This is a genomic window from Psychrobacter sp. A3, assembly GCF_028823565.1.
Lineage (GTDB): Bacteria > Pseudomonadota > Gammaproteobacteria > Pseudomonadales > Moraxellaceae > Psychrobacter > Psychrobacter celer.
In genome coordinates, this window is the sequence record NZ_JAPEHS010000186.1 from 1 (window position 1) to 592 (window position 592).

Annotated in this window: 1 protein-coding gene; it reads right to left on the bottom strand. The window is 50.7% G+C overall.

Features of this window, described 5'->3' with window-relative positions; all coding sequences use genetic code 11:
- Positions 1 to 167 precede the first annotated feature (167 nt).
- Positions 168 to 592 (bottom strand): L-serine ammonia-lyase, iron-sulfur-dependent, subunit alpha (locus tag NK638_RS12420; protein WP_274633249.1); only part of this gene is annotated, 425 nt, incomplete at its 5' end.

Here is a 592-nt window from a genome sequence, read left to right on the forward strand (position 1 = left end):
TTGCGCCTTGTCTGGAACAATTTTAGCGATCAGCAGTGCCTATTTGTGACTGTTCAACACGCCCTAATCATTATCCTAAAAAATGCCTCTGATTGATCAGAGGCATTTTTTGTTACGTTTAACACAACACGATTATCTTATGAGTATGCTGACCTCATAAATGACGACTAACACTGGCTGTACTTTACACTGACGCCATGAGTGGCCGTCGGTATACGATTGTCAGCATACACTGCCAGCCCGCCACGTGAGGTTTCTTTATACTTATCGAGCATGTCAGCGCCAGTCACTTTCATGGTTTCAATCACCTTGTCTAGCGAGACGAAATGTTGGCCATTGCCGCGGCAGGCCAGACGCGCCGCATTGATTGCTTTGACCGCGCCCATGGCATTGCGCTCGATACAAGGCACCTGTACCAGTCCGCCGATAGGATCGCAGGTTAAGCCTAAGTTGTGCTCGATGCCGATTTCGGCCGCATTTAAGCATTTGGCTGGCGAGCCATCCATAATCTCGGCTAGAGCAGAGCCTGCCATCGCACAAGCGGAGCCAACCTCGCCTTGACAGCCAACTTCAGCGCCAGAGATGGAGGCGT